General features: G+C 35.1%; 27 protein-coding genes. 5 read left to right on the top strand and 22 right to left on the bottom strand.

Annotation, left to right across the window (positions count from 1 at the left end):
• Positions 1-4 precede the first annotated feature (4 nt).
• The 18 genes from ACFSTE_RS10685 to ACFSTE_RS10600 all read right to left on the bottom strand — a co-directional run bounded on the left by ACFSTE_RS10685 (position 5) and on the right by ACFSTE_RS10600 (position 19,142).
• Positions 5-1,216, bottom strand: coding sequence for a DUF3570 domain-containing protein (locus ACFSTE_RS10685; RefSeq protein ID WP_378258929.1), 1,212 nt, complete (start codon positions 1,214-1,216; stop codon positions 5-7).
• Positions 1,217-1,298: 82 nt separating this feature from the next.
• Positions 1,299-1,538 (bottom strand): DUF4266 domain-containing protein, encoded by a 240-nt coding sequence (locus ACFSTE_RS10680; RefSeq protein WP_176029276.1) that lies wholly within the window; start codon positions 1,536-1,538, stop codon positions 1,299-1,301.
• A complete protein-coding gene (locus ACFSTE_RS10675; protein ID WP_254883999.1) occupies positions 1,525-2,520 on the bottom strand; it encodes an FAD:protein FMN transferase in 996 nt (331 codons plus the stop codon). Before ACFSTE_RS10675 ends, ACFSTE_RS10680 begins: the two co-directional genes overlap by 14 nt.
• A gap of 3 nt (positions 2,521-2,523) precedes the next feature.
• Positions 2,524-2,973: a thioredoxin family protein gene (locus ACFSTE_RS10670; protein WP_378256393.1), complete on the bottom strand. Its 450-nt coding sequence runs from the start codon at positions 2,971-2,973 to the stop codon at positions 2,524-2,526.
• Between the two features lie 543 nt (positions 2,974-3,516).
• The gene (locus tag ACFSTE_RS10665) at positions 3,517-4,038 is read right to left on the bottom strand and encodes a ferritin (RefSeq protein WP_378256394.1); all 522 of its coding nucleotides are present in this window, start codon (positions 4,036-4,038) and stop codon (positions 3,517-3,519) included.
• Between the two features lie 87 nt (positions 4,039-4,125).
• Positions 4,126-5,127: an ABC transporter ATP-binding protein gene (locus ACFSTE_RS10660; protein ID WP_378256396.1), complete on the bottom strand. Its 1,002-nt coding sequence runs from the start codon at positions 5,125-5,127 to the stop codon at positions 4,126-4,128.
• A complete protein-coding gene (locus ACFSTE_RS10655; RefSeq protein WP_378256398.1) occupies positions 5,128-6,780 on the bottom strand; it encodes an ABC transporter permease in 1,653 nt (550 codons plus the stop codon).
• A gap of 65 nt (positions 6,781-6,845) precedes the next feature.
• Positions 6,846-7,892 carry a Fe(3+) ABC transporter substrate-binding protein gene (locus ACFSTE_RS10650; protein ID WP_176029272.1) on the bottom strand — a complete coding sequence of 349 codons (1,047 nt, stop codon included), beginning with the start codon at positions 7,890-7,892 and terminating at the stop codon, positions 6,846-6,848.
• A 129-nt stretch (positions 7,893-8,021) separates the two neighbouring features.
• On the bottom strand, positions 8,022-8,975 hold the full coding sequence (locus ACFSTE_RS10645; RefSeq protein WP_378256400.1) for a peptidase: 954 nt from the start codon (positions 8,973-8,975) through the stop codon (positions 8,022-8,024).
• A 56-nt stretch (positions 8,976-9,031) separates the two neighbouring features.
• On the bottom strand, positions 9,032-11,452 hold the full coding sequence (locus tag ACFSTE_RS10640; RefSeq protein WP_378256401.1) for a TonB-dependent receptor domain-containing protein: 2,421 nt from the start codon (positions 11,450-11,452) through the stop codon (positions 9,032-9,034).
• Positions 11,433-12,794 (bottom strand): HTTM domain-containing protein, encoded by a 1,362-nt coding sequence (locus ACFSTE_RS10635; RefSeq protein WP_378256403.1) that lies wholly within the window; start codon positions 12,792-12,794, stop codon positions 11,433-11,435. Before ACFSTE_RS10635 ends, ACFSTE_RS10640 begins: the two co-directional genes overlap by 20 nt.
• 80 nt (positions 12,795-12,874) lie before the next feature.
• Positions 12,875-13,990, bottom strand: coding sequence for an imelysin family protein (locus tag ACFSTE_RS10630; RefSeq protein WP_378256405.1), 1,116 nt, complete (start codon positions 13,988-13,990; stop codon positions 12,875-12,877).
• Positions 13,991-14,133: 143 nt separating this feature from the next.
• A complete protein-coding gene (locus tag ACFSTE_RS10625) occupies positions 14,134-15,363 on the bottom strand; it encodes a DUF4856 domain-containing protein (RefSeq protein WP_378256407.1) in 1,230 nt (409 codons plus the stop codon).
• Positions 15,364-15,513: 150 nt separating this feature from the next.
• Complete coding sequence (locus ACFSTE_RS10620; RefSeq protein ID WP_176031109.1) at positions 15,514-16,380, bottom strand: hydroxymethylglutaryl-CoA lyase; 867 nt, start codon at positions 16,378-16,380, stop codon at positions 15,514-15,516.
• 51 nt (positions 16,381-16,431) lie between these two features.
• On the bottom strand, positions 16,432-17,058 hold the full coding sequence (locus ACFSTE_RS10615; RefSeq protein WP_176029266.1) for a LysE family translocator: 627 nt from the start codon (positions 17,056-17,058) through the stop codon (positions 16,432-16,434).
• A gap of 18 nt (positions 17,059-17,076) precedes the next feature.
• On the bottom strand, positions 17,077-18,105 hold the full coding sequence (locus ACFSTE_RS10610) for a quinone-dependent dihydroorotate dehydrogenase (protein ID WP_378256410.1): 1,029 nt from the start codon (positions 18,103-18,105) through the stop codon (positions 17,077-17,079).
• Between the two features lie 120 nt (positions 18,106-18,225).
• On the bottom strand, positions 18,226-18,747 hold the full coding sequence (locus ACFSTE_RS10605; protein WP_378256412.1) for a hypothetical protein: 522 nt from the start codon (positions 18,745-18,747) through the stop codon (positions 18,226-18,228).
• A gap of 77 nt (positions 18,748-18,824) precedes the next feature.
• Complete coding sequence (locus tag ACFSTE_RS10600) at positions 18,825-19,142, bottom strand: MerR family transcriptional regulator (protein WP_378256413.1); 318 nt, start codon at positions 19,140-19,142, stop codon at positions 18,825-18,827.
• A gap of 172 nt (positions 19,143-19,314) precedes the next feature.
• Between ACFSTE_RS10600 and ACFSTE_RS10595 the strand changes: the two genes are divergently transcribed.
• The 5 genes from ACFSTE_RS10595 to ACFSTE_RS10575 all read left to right on the top strand — a co-directional run bounded on the left by ACFSTE_RS10595 (position 19,315) and on the right by ACFSTE_RS10575 (position 23,768).
• Positions 19,315-19,710, top strand: a complete 396-nt coding sequence (locus ACFSTE_RS10595; RefSeq protein WP_378298132.1) for a nuclear transport factor 2 family protein — start codon at positions 19,315-19,317, stop codon at positions 19,708-19,710.
• Positions 19,707-20,300: a cysteine hydrolase gene (locus ACFSTE_RS10590; RefSeq protein ID WP_378256417.1), complete on the top strand. Its 594-nt coding sequence runs from the start codon at positions 19,707-19,709 to the stop codon at positions 20,298-20,300. The genes ACFSTE_RS10595 and ACFSTE_RS10590 overlap by 4 nt, the downstream gene beginning before the upstream one ends.
• Positions 20,301-20,311: 11 nt before the next feature.
• A complete protein-coding gene (locus ACFSTE_RS10585) occupies positions 20,312-20,785 on the top strand; it encodes a nuclear transport factor 2 family protein (RefSeq protein WP_378256419.1) in 474 nt (157 codons plus the stop codon).
• Positions 20,786-21,405: 620 nt separating this feature from the next.
• A complete protein-coding gene (pepT, locus tag ACFSTE_RS10580) occupies positions 21,406-22,647 on the top strand; it encodes a peptidase T (RefSeq protein WP_176029259.1) in 1,242 nt (413 codons plus the stop codon).
• A gap of 242 nt (positions 22,648-22,889) precedes the next feature.
• Positions 22,890-23,768: a mechanosensitive ion channel family protein gene (locus ACFSTE_RS10575; protein WP_176029258.1), complete on the top strand. Its 879-nt coding sequence runs from the start codon at positions 22,890-22,892 to the stop codon at positions 23,766-23,768.
• An 88-nt stretch (positions 23,769-23,856) separates the two neighbouring features.
• On the opposite strand, the gene yajC is transcribed toward ACFSTE_RS10575, so the two are convergent.
• From yajC to ACFSTE_RS10555, 4 genes are all read right to left on the bottom strand, one after another.
• On the bottom strand, positions 23,857-24,153 hold the full coding sequence (yajC, locus tag ACFSTE_RS10570; RefSeq protein ID WP_176029257.1) for a preprotein translocase subunit YajC: 297 nt from the start codon (positions 24,151-24,153) through the stop codon (positions 23,857-23,859).
• Positions 24,154-24,160: 7 nt separating this feature from the next.
• Positions 24,161-24,640, bottom strand: coding sequence for a DUF1573 domain-containing protein (locus ACFSTE_RS10565; RefSeq protein ID WP_176029256.1), 480 nt, complete (start codon positions 24,638-24,640; stop codon positions 24,161-24,163).
• Between the two features lie 55 nt (positions 24,641-24,695).
• The gene (gene nusB / locus ACFSTE_RS10560; protein WP_254883998.1) at positions 24,696-25,607 is read right to left on the bottom strand and encodes a transcription antitermination factor NusB; all 912 of its coding nucleotides are present in this window, start codon (positions 25,605-25,607) and stop codon (positions 24,696-24,698) included.
• A gap of 114 nt (positions 25,608-25,721) precedes the next feature.
• The gene (locus ACFSTE_RS10555) at positions 25,722-26,828 is read right to left on the bottom strand and encodes a Glu/Leu/Phe/Val family dehydrogenase (protein WP_176029254.1); all 1,107 of its coding nucleotides are present in this window, start codon (positions 26,826-26,828) and stop codon (positions 25,722-25,724) included.
• Positions 26,829-26,898: the final 70 nt, after the last annotated feature.

The following is a 26,898-nucleotide window of genomic DNA, read 5'->3' as shown; positions in this document are numbered from 1 at the left end:
TTTCTCACTCTACAACAAACGTAACTCCCCCGGAAATCAAGTTTGCCCGTAAACCAGTATTCCGCTCATACAAGCTGTATCTCAAATCAATATTTTTTACTCCCAATTTCCATATACGCATCTGCGTAAGAATATCTGTATAGGTTATTCCAAAACCAAATTGATTGGCGTTAAATTCAGACAAATCATAATCCGAAGTATAATATTCTTCTGAGGACAAATGTTTATTAAATGGTGCAAAATAATCTGCTGCAGTCTGCTTATAAAACCTGTAAGACGGATATAAGGTAAACATATCCGAAATTTTGAATGGTATTTCTATAGAAGCAGTATGTGCTTTAATCCCCCAGTCATCAGTATAGTATCTATAAAAATTTCTCAAGACAATCCGCTCATTAAGATAATAATGCAATCGTCCTCCTAGTGCTACTTTTACTCTCTGATCTGGCAATCTCTCCACATCATCCCCATAGGTAAAATCTTGTATAACAACATCTTCCACATCAGCAAACTGTATTCTTTGGAAAGGGGTTGACAATACTCCTTCCTGAAAGATTACATCCACACTCAACATCCCCTGCATATTTTTGGATAATATCTGAGAGAAGTTTGCTCCTATGGCATATGAGTTTCTTTTATTATCTGTAAATGGTTCAAAGGAAGGATTATCTCTTAACTCAGACGGATAAATTAATTTCCAGGTATCTAAAAACACATTTCCTTTTATAGTAAACTCTGTATTTTTTTCATTAAATAATTTTGTAAAACCTGCTCCTCCTCCTACAGAGGAATAATCATACTCATTAGCTACGGATACGTTAGCAGACCAAATTGTATTTCGATCATCACTATGATGAGTATATGCTGCGGACAATGTTACTAACACATCATTTTGTGAAGCTCCCGAAGATGCTACAAAAGGATCAGCTCTGTTATCTCCATCAAACGGGTTCACATTACTAGATGATGCAGATGAATAAGCAGACACACTTCCGTCAATTGCCAGTATATCATCATCATTTAACGGAATCGTTACTACAATAGCCGGGTTTGTATCCACCAACTCTTCTGTTCCTCTTCCTCCTGTAACTGCTGCATTATCTCCTTCTTGTGTATAATAACTCATCAAAAAATCAATCTCTGTTGTTTCCAGTACTCTTTTCTTATAAGGAGTCACTGCTACAGAATCCTGTGATTGCTGTGCTTTCATCGTCATACTTCCAATCACAAAAACAAAAATAATCCACTGTATTTGAAAAGATAATTTTCTCACTTGCGTATATTTTTTTATATCAAGATTAATTACACCCACAACCTCCTCCGGTTTTCCCCCCATTGGCTCCTACAGCCGCTTCTCTATACGCTTGAAAATTCGTTCGAAATCTTTTTATTTTTCGAGAGGCCAATTCCATATCGGGATCGTTAATCCGTACTTTCTCATACTCCTTAACAGTAACACATGAATAGCATATAAAAACAATACAAACCACAACAACCTTATATATAACAGCTAGTAACCTTACTTTATTTTTTTTCATATTCCTTATTGATTTTTATGTGGTTTGATGTATATACCATCCCTTTATCATCTATGATAATACAATCTACTCCATTTAATTGATTTATCCTATCGATTCCGACCGCTTTCCCCATCACAAAGACAGAAGTTGCCAGAGCATCAGCCATTTCTGCTCCAGGTGCAAAAACTGTAACACTTACAATACCGTAAGAAGGATACCCTGTTCTGGGATCTATAATATGTGTATACTTTTTGCCATCTAGCTTTACATACTTTTCATAATCTCCAGAAGTAACCACTGCTCTGTTTTTTATAGGTAATGTTGCAAAAACCTGTTGTTTTGCCATTGGATTCTTTATGGCTACTGTCCAATCTTCTCCATTGGGTTTCTTTCCCCAGGTATTCATATCGCCAGATGCATTTATGATACCAGCGATCACTCCCCTGGACTGTAGTAGTTTTTTTGCTTTATCTGCAGCATATCCTTTCCCTATAGCTCCAAATCCTATTTTCATCCCTTGTTGTTTCAGAAAAACAGTGGATAGATTCGAATCCAATACAATATTTTTATAGCCTACATACGCAACTGATTTGACTATCTCTTTTTCTGATGGCATTTCACGCATACTTCCATCAAACTTCCAGATAGCATCCATAGAAGCATATGTGATATCAAAAGCTCCGTCTGTTAGCCTTGATATCGCTATAGATCGTTCAATCAGATCATACAGTTCCCTTGATACTTTTACAGCAGCTACTCCTGCATTTTTATTGATTAAAGATGTCTGAGAATTATTATCCCAGGAAGAAATCAATTTTTCGATGCGTTTCATTTCACCTATGGCTGCTTCTATAAATTGAGCTGCTTCTATCTCATTGGATGCGACCAGTGTGATATCGAACTGACTTCCCATCAAAGAAAAATTCTTTTTGAATATTTCCTGAGAATAACTCTGGGAAACCCAACATAAAAAAGCGACAAAAACAGTAACTGATTTCAATGATTAATACGGTATTAAGGCTTGCAATTCTTTTAAGTACATTTCAGGAGTTACTTTTTTATATCCTAGTTCTCCATATTTTCTTCCATGTGGATCCAAGACCACCACTAACGGAAATCCATTGCTCTTATTATATTTTTCTGCTAATCCCCTGTTTTGTTCTTGTATTTCTTCAGACAACTGATTCTTCTTTTTTCTTGGAAAATCTGCTTTTACCAAAACAAAATCTTTTGTCGCCAGAGCAATAAATTCTTCCGTATTCAGAATATATTTTTCAAGTTTTATACAAGGGGCGCACCAATCAGATCCAGCAAAAACCAACACTATGTTTTTATTGTTTTCGACAGCTTCTTTTTTCGATTCATCAAAATTGCTTTTCCAGTCAGTTTCCTGACCTATCAACAGACTAGTAGACAACAAAAATAAACATACAAGTGTACTATTTTTTTTCATCCCGCTTCTTATTGATTCTATAAACATTTTAATCATAATTCTCTTCTGTAATCGCTATTCTATCTTTCAACGAAAAGAACATTCTTTTTCGTATGCATTAATTTTCATCCCCTCCGTTTCTATTTACTCAAATCTACTCAAAAAAATAAAAGCAATGTGATTTGTCTAAATCACATTGCTTTTATTTTTACTACAATCTTCCTAAAAAGCTTGTTTATGATTTCGTTATCGAAACGAAAAATTATACACGTTAAAAAAAATTAAAGTTTAGGGCATTTCTTACAGTTTGTCTTCCCTTTCTTTTTGTATTTCTTACAACATTTTTTCTTTTTTCCTCCGCAACTATACCCCTCACAAGAAAACATAACACAAGGAGTATGTACTGATGAAATTTCTATATTCTGCACTTCTTTAGTTTTTATTGAATCTAAATAAAGTGCAAATAAAGCAAAAAAAAAGATTCTTACAAAAAGAATCTTTTTAATTTATCAAGTGATCTTTATCACTATCAATTATATACCTATAAGGAGTAGGAATACTGTCTTATTGATTTCCTTGTTCAGAGGCTACATTAAATGTATTAATGTCTCTATCGAACAAATAATGTCCAGACTTATCATCTCCTATAATTTTTAATTTATCCAGCAATGTTCTGGCCGTTGCTTCTTCTTCTAACTGCTCAGAAACATACCATTGCATAAAGTTATGCACATTGTAATCCTTATACTCCAGGCACTTGAAAATCACGTCATTAATTTGTGCTGTAACAAATTCTTCATGCTCCAAGAATATTTCAAAAAGCTGTAGTAATGAATCAAACTCTGCTCTAGGCTTATCCAAAGCAGGAATAATTGCGGTCCCACTTCTTTCATTAATAAATTTAACCAATTTGGTCATATGGGCACGTTCTTCTTCAGACTGTGTGTAGAAAAATTCGGCTATCCCATTATATCCTTGTGCATCTGCCCAACACGCCATCGCTAAATATTGCGCAGAAGCTTTTGCTTCGTGTTTTATCTGATCGTTTAACGATTTTTCTATTTCAGGTATCATATCTTGTCTCATTTCTATTTGATTTAACTAAATTACGGTTTTTGTAGTGTTTTCATTGGTTTTAAAGTATAAATCAGACTAATTTATACTCAGACTATTTTAATTAATCTGACATTCAAAATGAAATATGTCAGGTTGATTAAATCCTATTGTTATGTTTTTATTTTGATAATCATTTGAGGAACAAATAGTATAAAGATTCCCTTGGGGAGTCTCTACAGAAATCTGGTAATATGCTCCCATAAAGAGAACGGAGAGCACTCGTGCTGTTACTGAATAATCCGTATCTTCTTCTATTCGAAAGCTTGAAGTTCTCAGCATGTAAGAAGTACTTTCAGATGCCGGATATCTAAACTCTTCTAATTCTTTTGTTGTAAAATTAACCACTGCACTAAACAGAGAAGCTACATACGGAGTCTTAGGAGCATTAAAAAGCTCAAATGCTGTAGCATTCTGAATCATTTTCCCTTTTTGCAGAACAATAATACTATCAGACACAGAAAGAGCATCATCTGTATCATGTGTTACAAAAATTGCTGTTACGCCTGTCTTATGAATGATTTCAAAAATCTCTCTTCTCAACTGGTCTTTGAGAATAACATCCAGATTACTGAAAGGTTCATCAAGGATTAACACTTCGGGGCGAGGTGCTAATGCTCTGGCTAATGCCACCCGTTGTTGCTGTCCACCGGATAACTGGTGCGGATATCTACTTTCGAAACCAGACAATCCTACCAATTCCAGAACCTCAGCTACTCGTTCTTTCTTATCATGTTGTTTATGAATTCCATACATTATATTTTCTTGCACCGTCATATGCGGGAATAATGCATAATCCTGAAAAACCAAACCTACATTTCTTTTCTCTGCACGTACCATTATATCTACAGAAGATAGTATTGTATCATTTAGCTCGACAATTCCATCATCCGGAGTTTCTAATCCGGCAATCAAACGAATCAGGGTTGTTTTTCCACTTCCACTTTCTCCTACGATTGTCAATACACGTCCTTTTTCTAGTTCAAAAGAAACCGTATCAAGAACTTTTGTTTTTCCATTATCAAAAGACTTACTAAGGTTATGTATTTTTAACAAACTCATTTATTTGGTTATTAATCGGTTTAAAAATATCACTGGCAGAATTCCGGTAAGGATTACACATAATGAGGGTAATGCTGCTTCTGCAATCATCTCATCACTGGCATATTCATAAGCTTTGACAGCTAGTGTGGTTACCCCATATGGTTTTAGAATCAGCGTTAGAGGTAGCTCTTTCATAATATCTACAAACACTAGTAAAACCGCACTCCACATACCTTTTTTAATCAGAGGAATATCAATCGAAAAAAAAGTTCTCCACCTTCCTGCTCCCAACATCATTGAAGATTCAGATATCCCTTCTCCTACTTTCGACACACTACCCTCTATGGGAGAATAGGCTACTGCCAAAAACCGAACTGCATATGCATATATCAATCCTATGATTGTTCCATTAATCAACAAACCTACTTCCCAAGAAAATGCTTCTCTGAGCACGCGATACAGCCACTTATCAATAAACAGTGTTGGAATCATCACTCCAACAGCAATCACTGCTCCCGGAATCGCATATCCTAAGGTACTCATCTTGGCGACGAGGTTTATTTGTTTTATCTTATTCCATCGGGTAAAGTAAATCAGCTTTAAAGCGATTATCACTGTAATAACTGCTGATAATATTGCGATCCCCAAACTTTGCAACGCAGTATAAAAAAAAGCTACTGAAAATACATCTGTATAGGTTAATACTGCCCAGTATAACAATTGAGCTACAGGAATCAAAAAACCTATAAAAACCGGAATCCCTACCCAACATATAAGTCCTATTTTCTGCACTCCCTTACTATTTTTACGACAGAGAGGTCTATTGGATTTTGAGGCATTATGATATTTCTTTTTTCGTCGTTGAAATCGCTCCAATACAATTAACCCAAAAATAATAACAATTAGTATCGCAGAAAGGTATACTGCCGTATCAGGTTCTTCTAAAGAAAACCAGGATCTGAAAATCCCAACAGTAAATGTACTTACTCCATAATATTTCGCTGCTCCATAATCGTTTAATACTTCCATCAGTACTAAAATCAATCCTCCGATAATTGCTGGTCTGGCCAGAGGAAATACAACCTTAAAAAATGTTTTTAACTCTCCAGCTCCTAATAACTTTGAAGCTTCTATCAAATTCCCAGCCTGATGCAAAAAGACAGCACGTGCACTAACATACACATATGGATATAATGAAAAACTAAGAACAAAAATTAGCCCATACGTATTCATAATATCGATTTTAGGTAATGTTATATTTACAGATTCCAAGAGTAATTCCAAGGTTCCTCCATAATCAAACACCCCTACATATGCATATGCTGTAATATAGGAAGGAATAGCCAACGGCAGAATCAATAGCCACTCTAACATCTTCCTTCCTGGAAAATCATATCTGGACACAATCCAGGCAGTCGATACCCCAAAAATCAGTGTAAAAACAGAACAACCTATAATTAAGGCTATCGATGTTTTTGTATATTCTGGCAATAAGGTTGCCACAATATGATCCCAGGTTTCTCCAGGTCCTGAAAACAATTTCAAAAAAATTGTAATCACTGGAAATGCTATAATAAAAACAATGGCCAATGTTGCTATTGACCACTGATTTATATCTCGTTTAAAACGTTTTATTTTATATAATAAAGAATACGAAGTGTCTTTTTTCATTTACTACTATTGCCTGCTCAATTACATCATTATTTTCAATATCAAAATACACTTATGACTTCTCTTTACTTCCATCCTACTGTATCGAAAATAAGTACTGCTTTTTTATTATTTTCTCCCAATGCTGATAATGGCAATACATCTTCTTTAAAAGTCCCCCAGGATTGCAGCAAATCAGATGCTGGTACAGAAGCGTTTACAGGATACTCATAATTAGAATCCGCAAATACTTTCTGGGCAGCAGGGCTACTTAAGAACTCAATAAACTTGATCCCATTTTCTTTATTGGGAGCGTATTTTGCAATTCCTGCTCCACTAACATTGATATGAGCTCCTCTTTCTGATTGATTAGGAAAGAAGATTCCTACTCCCTCTCCAGCTGTTACTTCTTCTGGATTTTTAGAATTAAGAAGCTTTCCTATATAATAGGTATTAACAATTGCAACATCCGCTTCTCCAGCAACTACAGCCTTTACCTGATCTCTATCATTTCCTTTCGGTGTTCTCGCCATATTATCTACAATCCCTTTTGCCCATTTTGTAGCTTCTTCTTCTCCTTTATGAGCAATCATAGAAGCCAGTAATGACTGATTGTAAATATTATTAGACGATCGAATCAACACCTTCTTCTTCCAGGCATCTTCGGTAAGGTTTTCATACGTAGATAAAGCCTCTGGTTTTACACGATCTTTTGCATACACAATAACTCTTGCTCTCTTCGTCAACGAAAACCAATGATTATCCTTATCTCTCAAGTGTTCTGGAATATTAATTTCCAACATTTGAGATTCTACTCCCTGTAATAACCCTTTCTGTTTCGCACGTACAAGACGTCCAGCATCAACTGTAATTAAAACATCGGCAGGAGACTGCTCTCCTTCTGCTGTCATTTTTTGTATTAATTCATCTGCTGACGCATTGACTACATTTACCTTAATTCCTGTTTCTTTTTCGAAAAGTGCAAATAGTTTCTGATCTGATTCATAATGTCTATGTGTATACACATTAACTTCATTTACTTTTTCTTTTTGTTCCGGAGTTTCCGCTTTTTGACTTTTTTCGTTTTTACAAGAAATTACTAATAGTGCAAAAGCAATAATCAAATACCTCATAGATTATGTTATCTTTAATTAATAATTAAATCACGAATGCAAATATAATTTATTTAGAACTATTTTAAATAGATTGCATTCCTTTTTAGAAAGATTCTTTATTACAAATATATTGCAATAAGCGTATTTTTACCCTCCTTCTTTCCAAGCAGCATAAAACTCTTTTTCAAGTGCTTTCAGATCTTTCTCTTTATATTTTCTGGAGAAATGAACAGGAATTGCTTTTTCTACTTCTGCTTTTTTCATTATTTCTCCTGATTTTCTGGCATAACTATGATAATTTAATACCGCCAGTTCTTTATCTTCATTTTTATAAAAACTCTCTATAAAAACCGTATTGCAGTTCTTAAAAAGTTTATTGATTTTATGGTGATTTCTCTCATTTGCTGCATGATCCATAATTACCCCCAGGCTATCCCCTTTTTGCAGACAAAGTAACGAAAACAACTCTTCTGCCTTATACAATGTTCCTTCTACATCTATTTCTCTATCCACATCGTTATTCGCAAATGCGGTTTTCAATTCCCCTACCCATACTCCTCCTTTAAAGCTACAGGTATCTAAAGATATTTTTACACGATCCTGTTCTGTAAACCGATATGCTACAGATGGTGTTTTATGGTCTAATAAGGTATATGAAACCGCAAAAGCTTCATTTTCATAGATTTTATCTTCACTATCCATTTCTATTTCCTTCAATCTCCAATATGGAGGTATCACTTCATAGGTTTTTACCTGACCTTCCTCCAATATTTCGCGAATTTGATACTTAATTGCATTTTCTGCAACCAAATTCCAGGTATACCCTCTAAGTCTGGATGCTACCTGATCACTAATTCCTTTGGGACCACAAACCACAACTGTTCTTTCTATCCCGATCTGATGCCGCACAATCGTATCAAAATTAACGAAGTGATCTATATGTGTATGACTTATAAAGATCGCTCTGATTTGTTGAATTTCTTTTACAGTTAACTCACTAGCCTCTCCACATTCGCATAAATAATTCCAGGAATGATTGTCTTTCCTGATTAAGATAGATATATCTTCTCCTAAATTACTTTTTACTTCAGATATAAACATACCTAGTCATTACAATTATTATGTACCAAAAGCGCATAGACGAATTATATTACTGTTTACAACTGTAATTGCAAGGTGACATACCAAGTCAATGGTTCTGAAGGTATAATACCAGGTCCTGGATAGCCTGTTGCTCGTTGTGTAAAATAGCTTTCGTTCAATAAATTATTTATCCCTGTTTCCAGTTTAAGCATTTTATATGTGTAAGAAGCTGAAACATCCAGTATGCTATATGATGGAATAACACCTATAATTCCGCTAATATTAGGATCTACCGAATTATCTGCATCAGAAAACTGATCGGTCAACAAAGAGTATTGAACACTAGTCACCAAATTTTTATATCCAAAAGACATTCCTGTCTTAAAGTTTATATTAGGAACAAATTCCACTTCTTTATCTGTGTTTTGGTACTTGGAATTAACCAAAGCTGTATTAGCAAACCAATTAAACCTAGTGTTTTTACTATTTTGCAACAGCACCTTATTCAAGTTTACATCTATCAGAGATTCCATCCCATAAATAACAGCATCTCCTACATTGGTTCTAAAGTTTTTTACTGCACCATCTTGTTGTTCTTGTTGTATCACTCCGATACGATCATTATAGAACAACCCAAAAATCCCTACATCATAAGAAACCACTTCATTCAATTTCCCTCTGGCACCAATATCCGCTGTAAATCCTGATTCATCCTGTATATCCGTATCAATTTTGAAAGAAGGGTTTACTATATTAATATCTGAGAACGTCACAGACCTATAGTTTTCGGATATATTTCCATAGAGTTCCATACCATCAAATGGCTTATAACTAGCTCCTAGTCCTAACAACACAAATGATCGTTCCAAGGATCTGTTATCTTCAATTGTCTCATCCAGAATTACATCTCCTGCCAGGTTTGTAACGATATTTCTGAAGCTTCCTTCTATTTCTGTTTTTATGTATTCAAATCTAAATCCTGGGGTTACCGAGAACTTATCTGAGAACTTAAAAATATTTTCTCCAAATACTGCCAAATTGAGATTTGGATAATCAAATTTAGATTGGCTAGGATAACTGGAAAACTTATCGTGTTTAAAATCAAAATCAATCGAAGTTCCATTATCTCCTGGTCCTTGTTGTCCGTCATTATTTGCTTGATAATACTTGGTTCCTATTAAGAAAATAGACTCTTCTCCCATGAGATTATATCTGGATAACACTCTTGCCTCTGCTCCGAAGTTTTTAAAATCACCCGTTATCAAATCTCTCGGTTCATCAATATCATCTGGTTGATCTACTCTATTTGTTCTAAACCCTAAAGCATATCTAGAAGCATCCAATCCAAAGAAATTTACACTCATATCAGTTTTATCACTAAACTTGTGATCCAGCCTGAGGGAAAACAATTTCCAATCTACTTCAAACCAGTTTCGTGTTCTGTTACTTTGTGCAGGATCTTCCTCAAACATGTCGTCTGTCAATCCTCCTGGTTGATGTGCTAAATATTTCAGATAGGTAAACTCTCCTGTTATTTTAGTGTTTTCTGTCAACTGATATCCCAGATGTGCATAGGCATTTTTAGAATCAAAATCAGAATTCGGTCTAAAACCATCTCCTTGTTTATAATTAAAATATGCATAGTAACTGAATTTTCCTTTGGTTCCTCCTAAACTATTAAAACTAGTAAATAAATTATATGATCCTAATGTTTGTCTGGATACCAATTCTATTTCTTTATCAGGGTTCGGTTGTTTCATTTTAAAATTGATCATCCCTCCGAATTGGGTCCCATATTGTAAGGATGCAGCTCCCCGGACCACCTGAATCTCACTTAATGCTTCTGCCGGAGGCGTATAATAGCTTTCCGGGTAGCCCAATACATCTGCACTAATATCATACCCATTCTGACGTGTATTAAAATTAGCTGTTCTATTAGGGTCCAACCCCCTACCTCCTATATTAAGCTGTAACCCTCCAATACTATTCTCATATATATTTAACCCAACTACCTGAGCATATACTTGCCTGGCATTATTTGCTGCCAGATTTCCCAAAGAGTTTTCCAGCAAGACTACTTCACTTTTTTTCCCTGCATAAATAGCCGTTCCTTCGACGGGTTTTAGTTGTTTTAGTCCAAATATTTTTTTCTTTCGTTGTGTAATCAACACTTCAGACAGTTCTTCTCCCAGAGGTTTAAGTACAATCTTTATTTCTGTATCCGAGGAAACATCGAATGGTTGTTCACTAATCTCATATGCGAGACCAAATACCGTGATTACATAACTCCCTTCTTTTACATCAGGAAACAGAAATTTTCCTTCCTGATCAGTTTTTACATGTACTCCCGTATTTTGATTATACACATCTGCATCAGGGATTCCTTTGGATTTTGTATCAATTACTTTTCCCGAAATAGCATACTGTCCATATGATGTATATGAAAATGCGAATACCGTGATTGCGATAATTATTTTATAAACCTTTAATTTCATCTTTGAATGGAATAATCCACGTTTTATGTTTAAATGATTCTTTTAGTTCCCCCAAGTCTACTTCCGGGTCGATATACGTAGTACTCAAGCGACCGTTTAATGTCACATAGCTCTCTACATAAACCCCGACATTCTGATGTCCCTGTGACTCGAAATGTTTCTTTAAATAATGTGCATATTGCAAAATAAAATCTGATTGAGTCGCCATTTGTTTCTGTTGAAACGTGGTGAGAAAATCATCATTATTGACATAGAAATACGTTCCTTTTTTCTTATCGACTATTTTGAAATTAGCATAACCTGCCTTTTCTATCAACATCACCCTCCATGAGAATCGAAATCCTTCTTCTGTCCAGAATAACTCCCCCGGATACAATACATATCGAAAGGGAAACAATAGCTGAACAATAAAAAACAGAGCAAACATTCCGGTAATTATCTTACTTCGTACCGGATGCATTACCCATGCTTTTTTTGTATTAGTTACTTTAGAAGTAATCTTAAAGAATCTAGAGATAAACGCTATAATTCGATGATGCACTGAGGGATCAAAAAATATCAAGGTACTAACAATCATTATATAAGGAAACATTCCTATAGGGAACAGGATTCTTGTTAGTACATGAAACACCACTACCATAAAAAATGCAACTCCTCTTGTTTTCTTGTATAGAAGTAAAAAAGGAATCGTCAAGTCATAAATAGCCCCTGTATAACTAAACAGATAATGCACCCACTCCTGATCCATCATCCCTCCAATAACAGGGATATCATATTTAGAAGGCAACCAAATTTTTAATGGCATTGCACGTACCAGCCAATCAGAATTCAGCTTAGCCAATCCTGCATAAAAATAAACGATTCCTAACATCAGTTTTATCGAATCTACTGTCCATTTTGGCACTTGCTGATACGAGATTCCTTTTATTTTGCTATCGATAGAATAGTATGCATTCGCAGGAAGAAATATCATCACAAAACTCAGCAAACTTATAAAGTAATAATGATTAAGATAGGTAGTCTTATCCATTAATTCTATATATGTAAAGCTGAGAAAAAATACAATCGCTGCAATCCTATACTTGTATCCCAAAGCAATACACAAAGCAGCTATTCCGCAAATTACAAATATCCCATAGGTATATACCCCCAAGGGTTTTACAAAATCAAAACCGTAATAAGAGAAAAAGAATGTAGGGGTTATATACAGTTTTTCAATCCAACCATAACTCCAAAAACGTACAATACTGAAAAACATCATTATTCCAAAAAAAATACGAAAAACTGCTAGTGAAGCAGCTTCCGTATTTTTTTTGAAATATTCTTTTAAGGGGTATTTCATCAGGATGATGAATTTTAATAATACATTTATTGTTGCAATCCTTAGTAGGATATACAATTACAAAAGAAAGAAGATCTTAATTAGTCTCCGTCTGCATCCACATAATCCACTCTAATACTCATTGCAGAAAACATGTCTACTTTAAGCAATGGGACATTTTTTTGCAATACGCTATAGGTTTCCAACATAGATTCATTATTATTTCTAACCTGTGCAGAAAAATCATCTCCAAGTTTTTCAATTGCAGTTCTGGAAGCATCAAACTGATTATTAATCAATTTACTTAAGTCTTGTTCATTTTTAAGTGTATTCAGAAAATCCAAATACGTTTTAAAACTTTCCCCTGTTGTAGTTTTACCAAAATGAACTCCATTAAATAAGTTTTGCATTGCTGTCAGATTTTCTAACAATAATACTTTTGACAAATCTCCTTTGTACAATGCTTCTACGCTGTTATCAGAAGCCGTCCCAGTCCAAACACCTGCTGGAATTCCGACTTTCCCTGCTCTTAAATTCTTCTCGTAATGATATACATAGTCATTAGCCATCTTATCCAGAGAACTGGTAGCAGAAGACCCACTACTGTTTACAAAAGTATCTCTGTATCCATTTGTCCAGCTACCAACCACCTCGTCTGTTAATGTCGTCATTCGAGCAACAAGGTCTGTCATATACTTCTTATAATTTGCCGCTTCTCCATCTGTCGTATAAAACACTAAAATATCTGCATCTGATTCTCCTAATCCATTAATCAAATAATCCAATGCTGGAAATCCCTGCTCATCTTGCAGAGAGATTGATGTCAGATCATATGTTCCCGAAATATTACTTTTGATATTGGTGGTATTGGTCGGATATATATTCATAAATTCCTTATACCTTAACTCTTCTGCTTTTCCGATCTCAAACATACTTACATGTTGCCAGGCTTTATATGCATCTACCCATTTTGATCGCAATGCTACCAGGTTTTCTCTTGTAGCAGTGGTGGTAAATGTGGTAGTTGCTTTCTGAAAAGACCCTAAAGCGGTTTTAAAGTTCTGGTAAGAAGGAAGAATGATATTATCTGCCATATTTTGCAGCATTGCCTTTCTGTCAAAACTGTCGCTATTTCCTCCTCCATCTGAGTTATCATCTTTGCTACAAGCGACTACTAATAAAGCAATTGCAAAGACAGATACTACTAATTTTTTCATATTTATTCTTATTTATTCTTAATAAGATTTTGCAAATGTAAAAAAAAGAGGCTGAAATATACTCCTATTCAGCCCCCTTTTATTTTATATTATTCTTTTCAAAACATTGAAAAGAAGATTTTTTACGTAATTAAGCCAATAGATTAACTTCCTGCTTGCGCAACAGTAAACCCAAATTTAGCTGCAATTGTTTCAGACATTTTATCCAATGTAGCTGGAGTTACTGTCCATAATCCATTGGTTCCTCCCATTAGATCATTCAATAATCCTTTTACCTCATCTCTTGAGAAGTAAGGCTTATTCGTTGTAGGATCTTGTGTGAATTGTAAGCTATATACAAATCCATATCCTTCAGAAAGGTCATGGAATACAGAACCATAATCCACAGAAGCAGCACCTAATCCATTCTTTCCTTGTTGTAAGTAGTATACTGCTCTTACACCAATTACTTTTGATAAGTTTTCTTTAACAATATCCGCTTGCTCATCACGAACAGAATATTGCTTCGCTACGATTGCTGCACGTCCTTTTTTGAAGGCATTAAAAATCGTCTCTGCGATCCCTGCAAAATCAGTATCTTTTTCTACTCTCCCTACATATTTATTAAGGAAGCTATCAGCATCTCCAATAGTTTCATTTGGTTTTGTTTTATCTGCAGATGCTCCATAAAGGTATCCATAAGCCTCATCCCACTTATGCTCCATATTCGTATATGTCTTACCTTCTTTTACTACTCCATTATCATTATCCTCTTTGTTTGTACCCGCATCAAGTACGTTTGTCCCCAGGTAATTGTTAATTGCCTGATCAAGCATTAACCCTCCGATCAAACTTTTTGCGAATGCCTGATCATATTCAAGACCTTTTGCATTTACATAGCGGTTTTTTCCACCACCTGCTTCTTGTATCACTCCTGCTTTACCTGCCTCAGCAGTTACTTCCCAATTAGGAAATACTTCGGTTACCTGCCCTGAAATCCAAGAATCAAATTCTGCTTTAATCTCTGCTGATACTGGTGCATTATCTGCAAAATAATCTGTAGAAGCTGCTGTTTTACTTTTTGCACTTTTATCAGATGCATTTAACGCAGGGTCAGAAAAATCGTTTTTTCCTTTTTCGTGTGCATACATTGCTAACAAAGCGGCCTCTTCTGTTGTTTTCACTTTAAAAGCGTCAATAATTTCTTCTGCCATTGCAATTCTGGTAGTCTGTCCACCAAAATCCACTGTACTTTTTCCGTCACGTTCAAATACGTAGTTTACCGGCTCATCAAAAGATGGTACTGAAGATCCGTTATCATCATCAGAAGAACAAGATCCCAAGATCATCGCTCCTGATACAAATGCCATTTTAAATAGGTTATGTGCTTTCATTCCCTTTTTATTTAGATTTATTACAAATAATTAACAGGGAGCAAATATACTCAAGAAATTACTCTCAACAAACTATTAAGTTAAATAAATCTAAATTAACATTACAAACTATATGGCGAAACCATCATAAGTAAAATACAGAACAGAGGCTTAATGATAGACCGAAAATATTTTTGTCGCCTCATTATGAGCAGCTTCGAAACTCATAGTCCTGATATTTGCATCTGCTTTTTCAGCTGTAAAGTAAGACAGCATTTTTTCTGTAGGCATATTCCCTGTCAGTTCGTCTTTTGCCATCGGACAACCTCCAAATCCCTGAATTGCACCATCAAACCTCCTACATCCTGCTTTATAAGCTGCATCAACCTTCTCAAACCAAGAAGAAGGCGTTGTATGCAAATGTGCTCCAAATTCTATTTCGGGATATTTTGGGATGAGATTCTCATATAAGTACGTGATAATATCAGGCGTAGAAGTTCCTACGGTATCTGAAAGCGACAAAATTTTCACCCCCATTGCGCTTAATTTCTCTGTCCATTCCCCTACAATATCCACATTCCAGGGGTCTCCATAGGGGTTCCCAAATCCCATAGAAAGATAGGCTACCACCTCTTTATTTTTTTGGGCTGCTATAGCTAAAATCTCCTGAAGTGTATCGACAGATTCTGCAATTGTTTTATGCGTATTACGCATCTGAAAATTCTCTGATATAGAAAACGGATACCCTAAATAATTTATCGCCTCATGCTGCACGGCATCATTGGCTCCCCGTACATTTGCTATAATCGCCAGCAACTTGCTTTGGGTAGCAGATAAATCCAGACGCGACAATACTTCTGCAGTATCCACCATTTGCGGAATCGCCTTGGGGGACACAAAGCTCCCAAAGTCGATAGTATCAAAACCACACTGCAACAACGATTGAATGTATTGCACTTTTTTTTCTGTGGGAATGAATGTTTTAATACCTTGCATTGCATCTCTGGGACATTCAATAAGCTTTACCTTTTCTTCCATCATATGGGGTCGGAATCTATAAAATGTTGAATTTTGAGTATAAAAATAGAATTATTTTCCAGAAAACAGGATAAAAATTCCGATTCCTGCAAACACAACTACTTGTGCCCATTTTAAAACAATTGTTGCTTTTTTATTGGTTCTGATAAAATCTGAGATAAAACCTGCTAAAACTGCAATCAACCCGAAAACAATAAATGCGACAGCCATAAAAAGAAATCCCAGTACATAAAACTGAATAACATGACTTATTGTATTGCTGAATAAAAAACCAGGAAAAAATGCCAGAAAAAAAATAGAGACTTTTGGATTGAGTACATTCATCAAAAAACCTTGTTTAAACAATTGTCCAAGGCTTTTTTTGGGCACGCCTCCATCTGAAAGATCAATAGCAGCATCACTTCTCCAAACCTTATACGCTAGGTAAAACAGATACAATGCTCCCAGTAATTTTACTGCAAAAAACAACAATTCACTTTGTTTGATAACCGCAGACACTCCAAATGCCACCAAACTTGTATGTACTAAACAACCAGAGACTAGTCCCGCTACAGTTGCTAATCCGTATTTTTTTCCATTCACCATACTTTGCATCAAAACAAAGATATTATCTGGACCAGGAGACAGTGCTAAAATTGTCGCCGCAAAAACGAAGGCGTATAAAATTTCATAATTCATCTAAAAAATGATTTTTAATCATTTCAAAAGCGCTTTATTTATCTCTTTGACAAGCTTAGGTCCTTCATAAATAAAACCTGTATACACTTGTACAAGTGTTGCGCCTGCTGCTAATTTATCCAATGCATCTTTTGCGGTGTGAATCCCTCCCACCCCAACAATAGGAAATGCATTATCCGAATGCTCTGACAGGTATTTGATAACCCGAGTACTTCTTTCCGTAATCGGCTTTCCGCTAAGCCCTCCATTTCCTATCGCATTCAATCTGGCTTCAGAAGTTTTTAACCCTGTTCTGTTCACTGATGTATTTGATGCAATCACCCCATCAATTCTCGTTTCTTTTACTACTTCAATAATTTCATCCAATTGCTGGTTATTGAGATCTGGTGCTATTTTTAGAACTATAGGTTTCGGACTAGCTTCCTTGGCATTGATCTTTTTCAATCCTCCCAAAAGCTCTAACAGATATCCTTTATCTTGTAGCTTAGCATGACTCCCTACATTCGGACAACTCACATTCACTACAAAGTAATCTACATATGGATGCAATGCTTTAAAACAAGCTTCATAATCTGCTGTATAATCATCGGGAGTAGTATCTGTATTTTTTCCGATATTTCCTCCTATTACCAGATTAGTATTTCTTTTCTTCAGGTTTTTTATTGCAGCTTCTATCCCCTGATTATTAAAGCCCATTCTATTAATAATCCCTTGATCTTCTTTTAACCGAAACAATCTGGTTTTGGGATTTCCTGATTGCGCTTTGGGTGTAATAGTTCCTATTTCGATAAAACCAAATCCAAAATTACTCAGCTCATTATATAATTTTGCTTCTTTATCAAAACCTGCGGCCAATCCCACCGGATTAGAAAACTTTAATCCAAAAACTTCTCTTTCCAACCTTTTATCCTTTACCAGATACATCTTCCTAAACAATGCAGGCATGAATGGAATCTTGGAAATGATTTTTATAAAAGCAAATGTAAAATGATGAACTTTCTCCGGATCAAACAGAAACAGAATTGGTCGTACGAGGGTTTTATACATGAAGTTTTTTTTTCTGGTGCAAAAATAATGCTTTACCTCAGAAATAAGAAATGTATTTTCTTACACACGGTTTCTCCTTGCCATGTGTAATAACGCTTCTGTAAATACTAAAAAAACACTTTACTGAACAGGAGCACCTTCATAAAAAGAATCTCTATACATGGATTTATAATAAGATGGATATGCTTCTGAAGAAGATCTTAATACTTCTCCTATAAATTCAATAATCCCGTCCCAAAATCTACTTCCTGTCAATAAATCAGGATCAGCATTCACCGCTCTGTTTAGTCGTCTTATTTCTCGCAATCTTTTTTTAGCCATGCGGTATTTACTCTTTTTTTTCGGTGAAGTTTTTGTAAAATACTGACCTTCAAACATCACATAATTAGCAAAACAGATTTCCTCTATTTTTCGTTTCTTTCTGACAATATCCTTAGCTTGTAAAAGGTAAAACTCTTTACTAATAGGAAAATCTCCATTAAAAAAAGTAAATTCATTATACGCTAATACCGGTACAACAACAGCAACCTCTGTTAGTGTTTTCTCTGCAAAATCAATAACATTACGGTCCTGTATATCATATTTTTTAGCACTAGAAGTTATACAAACACACAAGAAAAGGGGAATTAACAATGGTTTCATACTAACTCATTATCTTTTTTAATAATATTACTGCTTATTTGTCGTAGCAAATAAACATTCCCCCCATTAGATTCTGTTTATTTTTTAAACTTCGATAAAGACTCCTCTATCATTTTCATTCTTCTCTCTACCTTATTCACCGCTCCATCAAGACTATAACCATCATCCATCAATTCTTTTATCAGAAGGATTTTTTTTATGTTTTTATAATCATATCGCCTATTCTTCCCCTCTTCTTCTGTAACACTTTTAATGATATTCTTTTCTTCCCAATACCTTAATTGTCGCGTAGGAATGTTGGCTATTTTCGCAACTTCTCCAATCCCTACAATCAACTTTTCTAAAAACTCATAATCAAATGCCCTAGCGAGTCCTTCTTCTTCTTTTTTAGCCATAGATTGAAAATTATTTACAATTATTGTCGCTAATTTAAATAAAATATTTAATATTGCATTGTAGATTATTTACAATTAAAGAATATTAACTACAATAATTATGCAGAAACTACAATCACTACTTATTATTCTTTTTATCATACTAAATGCATGCTCCAAAAAAAAACCAAGCATGGAAGAAGAAAAAATAAAGTTACTTATTAATGAGTGTTACCTAAACGGAGCATTAAATACAATGAAAACTCAAGAAATGCGCAGAGGATATCATAAAGACTTTGCTATTTTTTATAAAGAAGGCACCTCACTTCAAAAGCTTCCTTTAGAAAACTGGATAACTATGGTTGAAACATACAAAAATGGTCCGGATCACAACAATGGACTTAGAAGTTTCAAAGGAGAAATCGCACAAATAGACATTACACAGGATGCTGCTTTCGTGAAACTAAAACTTTACAGAAACAACACCTTAATCTTTACAGATTACATCACCCTATTAAAATTCGAGAAACAATGGCAAATTGTAACAAAAATCTATCATTCACATATTAAAAACCCATGGGTACTATGAAAAACACCGCTTTATTATTAATCGAATGTCAAAATGAATGGCTTGCTCCAACAGGAAAGTTAAGGAAACTTGTGGAAGACGAAGAACAGTTGATACTCTCCGAAAGAAAAATAGAAAGCGCATTGCAATTCGCTAGAAACAACAAAGGGATCCATATTCTGCATGTCACACTTAGACTACACAAAGGATACCCTGAATTTGGAGGTACAGGAAAAGCAGGACTGCAAGCTGCTATTCCTAAAGCACAAACATGGATTATCGGAGAAGAAGGAGAAAAATTCTACCCAAAATTCGCCCCCTTAGAAGGAGAGTTTGAAATATCAGGAAGAATGGGAGCTAGTGCTTTTGCAGGAACAAACCTGGATGCGTATTTGCGAAATAATAAAATCGAAAATTTATACTTAGCCGGATATGCACTCCATGTATGTGTGGAATCCACACTGCGTGAAGCACATGATAAAGGGTACAACACCACTGTTCTTCTGGATGCAACTGCTGCTTTTACAAAAGAACAACGTCAATATTTCATTGACAACACCATACATCATTTTGGACATCAAATAAATACAGATACATTTTTAACCCTATAATTACTGCACTTATGAAAATATTAATCTTTTTACTCTCTTTGATCAGCTATACGGTAGTTGCACAATCCAATCCAAAACCTCAGCGTTCCAGCAAGGAAGTTATCAATTCATTTTTTACACATTTTAGCCATGGAGATGAAGACGGTATTCTTTCTGACTTTGCCAAAGATGCAAAAATCATCTCTATCAATGAAAACGGAATAAAAGGCGCCGACCTCTATGGAACATTCACTGGTCATAAAGGAGTTCAAAAATTCTTACACATTCTTGCTAACACCTTTGAAACAAAAGATTTTCAGATACACCACATTATTAGTGAAGATGCTATCGCTTTTGCTCAGGGTAGTTTTATTCATAAAGTAAAGGCTACCGATAAATTATTCAAAAGTGACTGGGTACTCATGTGTGAGGTAGAAAATGGAAAAATAGCAACGTATCGCTTTTTTGAGGACTCCGCTTCTTTCTTACAGGCAAGTCAAAAATAAATAGCCTCAATAATTGTCCAGCATCACCCAAATCAGGAAGGAAAAATATTTTTCCTTCCTGGTTCAAAAAAGTCAGGAACTTACTTCTGAAACAAGCTGATTTTATTAAAAAAATTGTCACAAAAAAACAACATCTGAAGACTACTACCATCTGATGATATCTCAATCTCAGGAAGAGCTTAATCATTGGACTACTTCTCCCGAACACCATCAATCATTAGCACAAAAACTACAATCTTCAAGCACCTATGAACCGGATTATGAATGTTTTTAGAAGTTATTCAAAAAACTTACTATTTGTTTTACTTGTAGCCTCTCCTCTTTGTGCTATAAATGCGATCATTACCATCATCAAAACTCCTTTACTTCAACAGGAGTTATTTCAAAACTGGGTTTCTTTATTTTTTTACAAATTTATAATTACATACCCGTTAGCTTTATTCTTTGTTGCTATAGCTAAAAAAATTATGACACGATTCTCATAAGCATTCTTTTTCGGGCTTTTTTTTAGCTATTATTCTATTAAAAAGACAACTTCTCATTATAATTCTTCACTTATGTCAGGTAAAGTCTAAACATAATTTTATTTTTGGAGTTCAATACGATATTATTATACACATATGATTTCCAAATCACATATCACCCAGCGTTTTATCAGTTATGTTACAGTAGATACAGAAAGTGATCCTAACAGTGACACTACTCCCAGTACAGAAAAACAATGGGATTTAGCCAACCAACTCGTTCAGGAATTAAAAGATATCGGACTAGAAGATGTCTCTATTGACGAAAATGCATATATCATGGCTACACTACCATCCAATGTATCTCATGAAGTTCCTACCATAGGGTTTATTTCTCATTTTGACACTTCTCCTGATTTTACAGGTGCTAATGTAAACCCACAAATTGTAGAGAATTATGACGGAAAAGACATTTTATTAAACAAAGAGAACAACATTGTTCTCTCTCCTGATTATTTCGAAGATCTGAAACAATATGTAGGACAAACATTGATCACTACGGATGGAACAACTTTATTAGGAGCAGATGACAAAGCCGGAATTACAGAAATTATCACGGCTATGGAATACCTGATTCAACATCCTGAGATCAAACACGGAACAATACGAATCGGATTTACTCCTGATGAAGAAATCGGAAGAGGCGCACATAAATTTGATGTCGAAAAATTCAACGCTTCCTGGGCATACACAATGGACGGAAGTCAAATCGGAGAATTGGAATACGAGAATTTCAATGCTGCAGGAGCCGTCATTACTATCAAAGGTAAAATTGTCCACCCTGGCTATGCCAAAGGAAAAATGATTAACAGCATGTATATTGCACAGGAGTTCATCAATTCATTACCGAAGCTGGAAACTCCCGAGCACACCAGTGGCAGAGAAGGCTTTTTCCATCTATACCAAACTTCGGGAAAAGTTGAAGAAACTACCCTACACTACATCATAAGAGATCACGACAAAACTAAATTCGAAGCGCGAAAAAAAACAATAGAGGACGTTGTTGAAACGCTTAACAAAAAACACGGAGCAGCTACTGTTACAGCTGTGATTAAAGATCAGTATTACAACATGCGAGAAAAGGTAGAACCGGTAATGCATATTGTAGATATTGCTGAAGAAGCAATGAAATCATTAGACATTACTCCTATCATAAAACCTATAAGAGGAGGTACAGATGGGTCTCAATTAAGTTTTATGGGATTGCCTTGTCCCAATATTTTTGCAGGAGGTCACAACTTTCACGGGCGTTATGAGTATGTGCCTGTAGAAAGTATGATTAAAGCTGTAGCAGTAATCGTAAAAATCGCAGAAATTACAGCTACTAAAAACAGCTAAATCTCACTTAAAAAAAAGAAAGAATTTTCTATCACCTGTTTCCTTATTTTTTCATCAGGAAACAGGTTTTTTTTTATTTAAGAAACTGGATATAACGTCATTATTACATAAATCAGTTAACACTTCATCGAAAAAAAAGGTTTCTTATCTCATAACAGCTTTCTAATTCCCCTCCTTCCTTTTCTGTCATATTTTTTATATCTTAATTTTAACAATATTAACACATAACATAAAAATAAATTATGCAAACATCTGAAAAAGTTGTGGATACAGCCGTAACGGCTACCACAGAAGCAGGAGGAACTATTTTAGATTCTCTGGGAGGTTTTTTTAACTCAATCCAAGAAGGCATTGGCCAATACGGATTAAAAATAGTTGGAGGAATCATCGCGCTGATCATTGGTCTATGGATCATCAAAATGGTAATGAAAGCTGTAAAAAAAGCTTTCAACAAAAGCAATATAGACCAAACTCTTAAACCTTTTCTTGTTACACTTGTCAATTTTATTTTAAAACTACTTCTTTTTATTTCTATTGCAGGAATTGTCGGTATTCCAACAGCTACCTTTGCTGCCTTATTAGCAGCGATAGGATTAGCTATAGGAGGTGCTTTCAACGGTTCTTTAGGTCATATGGCAGCAGGAGTAATGATTTTGATTTTCAGACCTTTTAAAGTAGGAGATCTTATTGAAACAGAAGGAAAACTTGGTTTTGTAAAGGAAATCTCCATTTTTGTAACGATATTAGAAACCTTTCAGAACAAAACGGAAATCATACCTAACGGCGCTATTACAGCAGGAACGATTACCAACCTAAGCACCAAAGGAAACTTACGTGTAGATATGCCATTTGGAATTCAGTACGGCACTGATATCAAAAAAGCAAAACAGATTGTCTTAGACGTTTTGCAAGCTGATAAAAACGTATTAAAGGACCCAGCACCAAGAGTTGCCGTAAATAACTTAGGTGCGAATGGGGTAGAGTTATTAGCCCTGCCATATTCCACCTGTGAAGATTACTGGGACGTATACTGGGACACCAGACAGAAAATTGTAGAAGCATTAGGAGAACAAAGTTATGAAGCTCCATTACCTCAACGTATTGTAACTATGAAATCATAAATACCCTACTAATAAATACAACATAAAAAAACGCAATAAACATCAAACTGTTTATTGCGTTTTTTCTTAATAAAGTAGGTAAGTAATACTACTTTTTCTTTGTATCGGCAGGAGCATTCAACTTCTGACTCATCTCAAAAGATATTGCAGACTTGTCAAAGGTCAATTTTCCTGATCCTGTTTCTATAATGACAGCATTTGATTTTTCGCTGAAATCGAAAACCTTACCATGCAGACCACTTTTCGTAATAACGCGATCTCCTTTTTTTAAGGCTTCCGTAAATTTTTTCTCCTTCTTAGCTTTTTGCATCTGTGGACGTATCATAAAGAAATACATCACTACAAAGATCAAAATAAAAGGAGCAAAGCTCTGAAGTTGTTCCATAAATATATTATTCGCTTACTGGCGTTCCGCTTACTGGTTTAGCTTTTGGCGTTACTAAAGCTTTGATTTTTATAATTTCTTTTCCTGCTTCTGTATTTGCTGTAATCGTTACCTGCTTATTTTGCTGGTTTGGTTTTCCATTAGAGTTAAACTTCACTAACAACTCTCCTGTTTCACCTGGAGCAATTGGGTCTTTAGAATAGCTAGGTACTGTACAACCACAGCTCCCTTTTGCATTTACGATTACTAGCGGAGCTTTTCCTGTGTTTGTAAATTTAAATGTATGATCTACAACATCTCCTTCATTGATGGTTCCGAAGTCAAATTCTGTTTCTGCAAAAGTCATTACAGGAAACTCTGTATTCTTCGCATCTCTTTCTGCGGCCATATCTACACTTTCTTCTTTTACTTTCTTAGAAGCATCTTCTTTACAAGACACAAAAGTCATAGCCAAAACACCTGCTAAAATTAAGATTCCATTTTTCATTTCTTGGTTTTTTTAATTAATTTTTGATAAAAATACTATTTTTTTTAATTCCTAACTACATGAGTCCCCTACCCACTTTATTCAGCTTATCGCTTTCCTTATACTCTTTGGATATCTTATCTAAGATCCCATTTATAAAAACGCTACTCTTAGGAGTACTGTATTCTTTTGCGATCTCCAGATATTCATTAATTGTTACTTTTACCGGGATCGAAGGAAACTTAACAAACTCACATATCCCCATCTGAATAATCGCTTTATCAAGCTCTGCAATTCTGTCTTTATCCCAATTAGGAGTTCTCCCTTCTATTTCTTTGGAAAATTCTGCACCATTCAGTTTTGTCTTTCTAAAAATATCCACCGCAAATTTCCGATCCTCCATATCTTTGTACAAACTAGGAAGTATCATAGATGCATCATGAGATTCTTTCACCTTCTTCAACATCTTTACGATCGCTGTATTGACCAGCGGCAAATCATCAATCCAGGTTAATTTTTTATCCTCTATATATTCATATAGTTTTTCATTAGGCGCAATAATTTCTTTAAAGATATCAATTATAAATTCTTTATCCTCTTTAAAAGAGGACTCTTTAGTACTCATATACTTAGCATATCGTGTACTTCCCAGAATATCTCTCCAAAGAATTGCTACATATTCATCGTCCAAATCCCAGCAATTAAGCTTTTTCTTTTCGATTTCACTTTGCAATTGCTCATTGTCCTCCAGCAATAACAAGACTTTATTATTTATAAACTTTAAATTAGGATTTTTTTCTTCTGAGGTCGCCAGGTATTTTCGCTGGCTTTTAGACAAGAAATCCGCCCCGTGTTTTCTAATCTCTACCAATAGCTGAAGATTGATTAGAAATAATTCATACATCTGATCAATACTGAACAATAAGAATTTCTCTTCCTTATCCAGATTATCACTCTGAGCCTGCTCCATTGAATAGAGTGACTGCATTACTTTTACTCGAATATGTCTTCTAGTTAGCATATAAAAATTACAAAGAACAATAAATAAAAAGAGCGAAAGTACATTTCACTTTCGCTCTGCAAAAATACTATTATTTTTAAACTACTCGCCTAAAGTTTCTTTTTTTCTCGTTGCGATTCTTTCTTCAGCTATCGTTAATGCCGCAACATGGGTAGAAACATTTGTTTCTTCTGCTTTTGCCAGTATCTCCAGCGTAGTATTATAAATATTCTCCGTTTTAGTCATTATCTGATCTCTTCCATACCCTGCAATCTCAGCATATACATTGATAATTCCTCCGGCATTAATCAAGAAATCAGGAGCATATACAATTCCTTTTTCCTGCAATAAAGCCCCATGAATGTTCTCGTTTGCTAACTGGTTATTTGCTGCTCCGGCAACAATTTTCACTTGTAATTTATTAATTGTTTCGTCATTGATCGTTGCTCCTAATGCGCATGGAGCGTAAATATCTGCTACTTCCGAATACAAATCATTCCCTCTGTAAATTTCAGCTCCGTACTTAGTACTAACAGCTTCTAATCGCTCTTCATTAATATCACTAATAATAACTTTCGCTCCTTCTTCTGATGCCAGACGAACAAGCTCTTCTCCTACATGCCCAATCCCCTGTACTATTATTCTCTTACCTGCTAAATCATCTTTCCCGTAAGTATACTTTGCGGTAGCCTTCATCCCCATATACACTCCATAGGCAGTAACAGGAGATGGATTTCCTGCTCCTCCTTTTGACTCAGAAATACCTGTAACATAAGGAGTTACCTCTCTTACTGTATCCATATCAGATGTTTCCATTCCTACATCTTCTGCTGTATAATACTTACCCCCCAGAGTATGAACAAATTTACCAAAACGCTTCATCAACTCAGGCGTTTTCAATTTTTTAGGATCCCCGATGATAACTGCTTTTCCCCCTCCCAGGTTTAACCCTGTTATTGCAGATTTATAGGTCATTCCTCTCGACAATCTCAGAACATCATTTAATGCATCCCACTCTGTCTTATAATCATACATTCTCGTTCCTCCTAGAGCTGGTCCTAAAACAGTATTGTGCACTCCAATTATTGCCTTTAATCCTGTATCTTTGTCTTGACAGAAAACAACTTGTTCATGATCATTAAAAGAAAGTTGCCCAAAAACAGGAGCCTCTTTCTTTAGCTGATCTGCAGTAAGTATTTCAGTTATCATCTTTAAATGTTTTTTATGTTATTATTATACAATAATCAAATTTTAGGGTCAAAAATAATGTAATTTTACA

Origin of the sequence: Aquimarina hainanensis (assembly GCF_042684685.1) — a bacterium.
GTDB lineage: Bacteria > Bacteroidota > Bacteroidia > Flavobacteriales > Flavobacteriaceae > Aquimarina > Aquimarina hainanensis.
This window is presented reverse-complemented; position numbering and strand designations above follow the sequence as displayed.